The sequence below is a fragment of the Streptomyces sp. UH6 genome (assembly GCF_013421635.1).
GTDB lineage: Bacteria > Actinomycetota > Actinomycetes > Streptomycetales > Streptomycetaceae > Streptomyces > Streptomyces abyssomicinicus.
Genome location: NZ_JACADT010000469.1, coordinates 1 through 4310, shown reverse-complemented (window position 1 = coordinate 4310; position 4310 = coordinate 1). Strand labels below are relative to the sequence as shown.

Annotated in this window: 5 protein-coding genes; all 5 read right to left on the bottom strand. The window is 73.5% G+C overall.

Going from position 1 to position 4310, the window contains the following annotated elements:
- Positions 1–55: 55 nt before the first annotated feature.
- On the bottom strand, positions 56–1612 hold the full coding sequence (locus tag HW445_RS20130; protein WP_180222384.1) for a long-chain fatty acid--CoA ligase: 1557 nt from the start codon (positions 1610–1612) through the stop codon (positions 56–58).
- Between the two features lie 89 nt (positions 1613–1701).
- Positions 1702–2619 (bottom strand): SDR family NAD(P)-dependent oxidoreductase, encoded by a 918-nt coding sequence (locus HW445_RS20125; RefSeq protein WP_180222383.1) that lies wholly within the window; start codon positions 2617–2619, stop codon positions 1702–1704.
- The gene (locus tag HW445_RS20120) at positions 2616–3470 is read right to left on the bottom strand and encodes an alpha/beta fold hydrolase (RefSeq protein ID WP_180222382.1); all 855 of its coding nucleotides are present in this window, start codon (positions 3468–3470) and stop codon (positions 2616–2618) included. Before HW445_RS20120 ends, HW445_RS20125 begins: the two co-directional genes overlap by 4 nt.
- A gap of 15 nt (positions 3471–3485) precedes the next feature.
- Complete coding sequence (locus HW445_RS20115; protein WP_218957194.1) at positions 3486–4079, bottom strand: 3-phenylpropionate/cinnamic acid dioxygenase subunit beta; 594 nt, start codon at positions 4077–4079, stop codon at positions 3486–3488.
- The coding region (locus tag HW445_RS20110) for an oxidoreductase C-terminal domain-containing protein (RefSeq protein ID WP_306673338.1) at positions 4076–4310 on the bottom strand (235 nt) is incomplete at its 5' end. The genes HW445_RS20115 and HW445_RS20110, both read right to left, overlap by 4 nt.

The following is a 4310-nucleotide window of genomic DNA, read 5'->3' as shown; positions in this document are numbered from 1 at the left end:
CGGCGGCGGGGAGCGGCGGCGGGGGGACGGCGGCGTGGTGCACGGGGGACTCCTCTCAGTCGCCGGCCGCGAGGGACCGCAGCGGCGCCTTGGCGAGCTTCCCGCTGGCGTTGCGCGGGAGTTCGTCGACGACGATGACGCGGGTGGGCAGTTTGTAGCGGGCGAGGTACCGGCCGGCGAACTCGCGGACCTGCTCCACGGTCGGCGCGGGGGTGCCCGCCGCACAGGTGATCACGGCGACCACGGTCTCGCCCCATCTGACGTCCGGCACACCCACCACGGCGGCCTCCGTGACGCCGGGGAACTCGGCCAGCACCCGCTCGAGTTCGGCCGGGTACACGTTCTCCCCGCCGGAGATGATCATCTCCTTGAGCCGGTCCACCACGTACAGGTAGCCGTCCTCGTCGAGGTAGCCGATGTCGCCGGAGTGGAACCAGCCCGCGGAGTCGAAGGAGGCCGCGGTGGCGGCCGGGTCGTCCCAGTAGCCGGGCGTCACGTTGGCGCCGCGGACGCAGATCTCGCCGCGTTCCATCGGCGTGACGACCTGCTCGCCGGTGACCGGGTTCTTCAGGCAGAGGTCGGTGAACGGCATCGGGATGCCGGCCGAACCGGTCTTGCCGAGGGTGTGCTCGGCGGGCAGGTAGGTGGCGAACGGCGCCGTCTCCGTCATGCCCCACGCCTGCTGGAGCATCACGCCGTGGGCGTCCGCCCAGACGCGGATGAGCCGCGGCGGCACGGCGGCCCCGGCCACGATGCACGCCCGCAGCGACGCCAGGTCCGCCGTGGCGAAGTCGGGGTGCTGGGACAGGTCCGCGAACATGGCGGGGACCGCGAACAGCGAGTCGACGCGGTACCGGGCGATGTCCCGCAGGGTGCGGCCGGCGTCGAAACGGCGGCGCACCACGACCGTGCCGCCGCGCACCAGCGCCCGCAGGGTGAGCGCGTTGAGGCCGCCGATGTGGAACAGCGGGGCCACCGCCAGGTTCACGTCGTGCGGGCGGGTGTCCACCATGCCGTCCACGTTCACCGCGTTCCACCACACGTTGCCGTGGGTGAGCATCACGCCCTTGGGGCGCCCGGTGGTGCCGGAGGTGTACATCAGGACCGCGAGGTCGTCCTCGCCGCACGGCTGCGGGTCCCGGTCGGAGCACTCCGAGGCGGTCAGGTCGGCCAGGGCGCGCCAGGAGGCGGCCGCGCCGTCCGCGGCGGCGGTGCCCGCCAGGACCCGTCGGCGCACCGGGGTCTCGTCGAGGACGGACTCGGCGATCTCGCGGTGGCCCTCCTCGGCGACCAGGGTGTGGGCGCCGCAGTCGGTGAGGATGTGGCGGATCTCGTCGGCGGCGAGACGGAAGTTGAGCGGGACGTACACCGCGCCCAGGTGGTGCGCGGCGAGCATCGTCCGGAAGAAGTCGGCGCTGTTCAGACCGAGGTAGGCGACGCGGTCACCGCGCCGCACCCCGCCCTCCGCCAGTCCTCGGGCCAGGCGCCGCACCGAGTCGGCCAGTGCGGCCGCGGTGATCTCCTGCTCCTCTTCGACGAGGGCGATGCCGGCGGGGGCGTAGCGCGCGCGGCGGTACAGCGCGGTGGCCGGGCTGATGTCGACCTGTGCCATGGACGGCTCCTTCGGTGCTCATGGCGTGGCTTGGCGTGGCGTGTGCGTGGGGGGACGGTGGTGGGCGGGGCGGCGGCGGCCGGGCGGCGTCAGAGTCCGGCGCCGCCCGCCGGGTGGCCGAAGCCGCGGACGGCGATGCCGCCGTCGACCGGGAGGACCGCGCCGGTGATGTTCCCGGCGTCGCGGCGGGAGGCGAGCAGGACGTAGGAACCGGTGAAGTCCTCCGGCTCCACGCCGGACTCGTACAGCGGGATCATCGGCAGATCCTCGCCCCGGGCGCGGGCCTCGTCGCGCCGGGCGAAGGACGCCTCCAGTGAACGGTCCTGCAGCCCGAGGCTCTCCGGGCCGCGCAGCTGGGTGCGCATGCCGCCGCAGGCGACGCCGTTGACCCGGACCCGGGGCGCGAGTTCGTAGGCGAACTCGCGGACGAGGCCGAGGCAGGCGTGCTTGCTGGCGGTGTACAGCGGGCCGCCGCCGTTGGTGTGGAAGGAGGAGTTGGACAGCGTCATCACGATCGAGCCGCGGGTCCTCACCAGCTCCCGCCAGGCCGCCTCCACGGCCAGCAGGTAGCCCTTGACGTTGACCCCGAAGATCTCGTCGAAGGCGGTGGCGAGGGCGTGCCCGTCGAGCCGGGTGACGCTGCGGTGGTAGTCCCAGATGCCGGCGTTGGGCACCAGGACGTCGAGCTTGCCGAAGCGGTCCACCGCGGCGGCGACGGCCGCGTGCAGGTCGTCCGGGGAGCGGACGTCGCCGGTGGTGGTGAGGATCCGGTCCGCGTACACCGGACCCGCGGCCTCCTCGACCTCCTTCAGCCGGTCGGCGTCCCGGTCGAGCAGGACGACGTCCGCGCCCTCCGCGAGGTAGCGCAGGGCGACGGCGCGGCCGAGGCCGGAGGCGCCGCCGGTGATCAGCGCGGTGTCGCCCCGCAGCCAGCCGCCGGTGCGCGGGGCCTCGGTGCGCGGGGCCTCGGTGTGCGGGCCGTCGGTGCCCGGTGCCGCCGCGCTCACGCCAGGCCGCCGAGGAAGTCGGTGACGTGGCGCTCGAACTCGGACTGCCGCTCCAGCTGCACCCAGTGGCCGCAGTTGCCGAAGACGTGCAGCTGGACGTCGCGGATGCGGTGCAGCATCAGCTGGGCGCCGTCGAGGGTGATGGTCCGGTCGTCGCGGCCCCACAGCAGCAGGGTCGGGCACTTCACCTCGTGCAGGTCGCGCCAGAGCGGGTCCATGCCGTGCCGCTTGGCGAAGGCGGCGTTGTAGCGGTGGTAGAACTCGATGTGCGACGCGTCCAGGGAGGCCTCGTAGCGGGCCTGGACGGTGTCCTCCCACTTCTTGGGCTCGGCGGTCATGACGCGGATGAAGTCCCGCATCTTCCTCACCGTCGGGCCTTCGCCGTTGTAATAGCGGAACATCGCCTTCTGGCCCTCGGTGGGCGCCGGGCCGAACGGCAGCCAGCCGCCGCCGGGCGCCATCAGGACCAGCTTCTCGACCCGCTGCGGCGCGGTCATCGCCAGGGAGAGCGCGGCCGCGCCGCCGAGGCTGTTGCCGAGCAGGAAGAACCGGTCGACACCCAGCGCGTCGAGGGTCTGCAGCAGGGCGTCGACGGTGATCTCGGTGATCGAGCGGGCGTCCAGGTCCTCCTGGGTGGGCCGGTAGCTGCCGCCGAAGCCGGGCTGGTCGGGCAGGACCACCCGGAAGTGCCGGGTCAGCTGGGCCAGGTTCTGGTGGTAGTTGGCGACGGCGGAGGCGCCCGGGCCGCCGCCGTGCAGCATCACCAGGACGGGGCCCTGGCCGGCCTCGGAGACGGAGACGGCGCCGAGGGTCGTCTCGACGGTGTGGTGGGTCAGCGGAACGTCGGTCATGGCTGCTCCCGCGGCTCAGAGGAAGGTGCTGATGTTCTTCGCGAGCAGGACGTTCTGCTCGAGGAGGATGTGGCGGCGGGCGATCCTCAGCCGGCCCCGCTCGTCACGGCGGAGCAGGTCGGTGCGGCCGCCGGCGTAGAGGTCGACCTCGCGCTCGAGGCGGTTGCGGTAGCAGAGGAACGCGGACTCGGCGACGTACTCGCCGGCGTTCCCGTCGGGGCGTACCGCGATGTTGGTGACCAGGTGGCGGGTGCGCGACGGCGGGTCCTCGGCCCAGGCCATGCCGGAGTCGAAGCGGCGGATCCGCCACTCCAGGCTGGCCTTGGTCTCGTCGAAGATCGCCACCTCGCCCGGACCGCCGTTCGCCAGGGACTGCTGACGGCGCAGGCGGTTGGTGCGCACCGGAGCCCAGTAGTGCAGGTCGTCGGTGAGCAGCTCCAGCCAGTCGGCGTAGCGGTGCTCGTCGAGCAGGTGGGCCTCGAGGGTGTAGAGCTGCCGCACCTCGAAGTGGAGCAGCATGTCCTCCACGGAGACGGCCGTCCCGGCGGAGGGCTCGGCGAGGGGTTCGGCGGCGTGCTCGGCGGAGGGTTCGGTCTCGGGGGCGGTCATCGTTCCTCCCGGACGGGTCGGGCGCGCAGGAGCTTGCGCAGGTCGGTGGCGGGATCGGCGAGGGAGGCGGCGTCGACGGGCAGTTCACGCCCGATCAGGCGGCGGGCGGCCTGGATGTCGCGGGGGCGGTCGATCGCCGCGGCGGCGACCAGGCGGCCCCGGGCCACGCCGAACACGGTGAACGCGCCGTCGGCCGCGTCGCCGCGGACGATCCGGGTCTCGGCGTCCGCC

Excerpts from the sequence above, each read along its gene's own strand:
- HW445_RS20120 (WP_180222382.1), bottom strand. The coding sequence starts at position 3,470 with ATGACCGACGTTCCGCTGACCCACCACACCGTCGAGACGACCCTCGGC.
- HW445_RS20115 (WP_218957194.1), bottom strand. The coding sequence starts at position 4,079 with ATGACCGCCCCCGAGACCGAACCCTCCGCCGAGCACGCCGCCGAACCC.
- HW445_RS20130 (WP_180222384.1), bottom strand. The coding sequence starts at position 1,612 with ATGGCACAGGTCGACATCAGCCCGGCCACCGCGCTGTACCGCCGCGCG.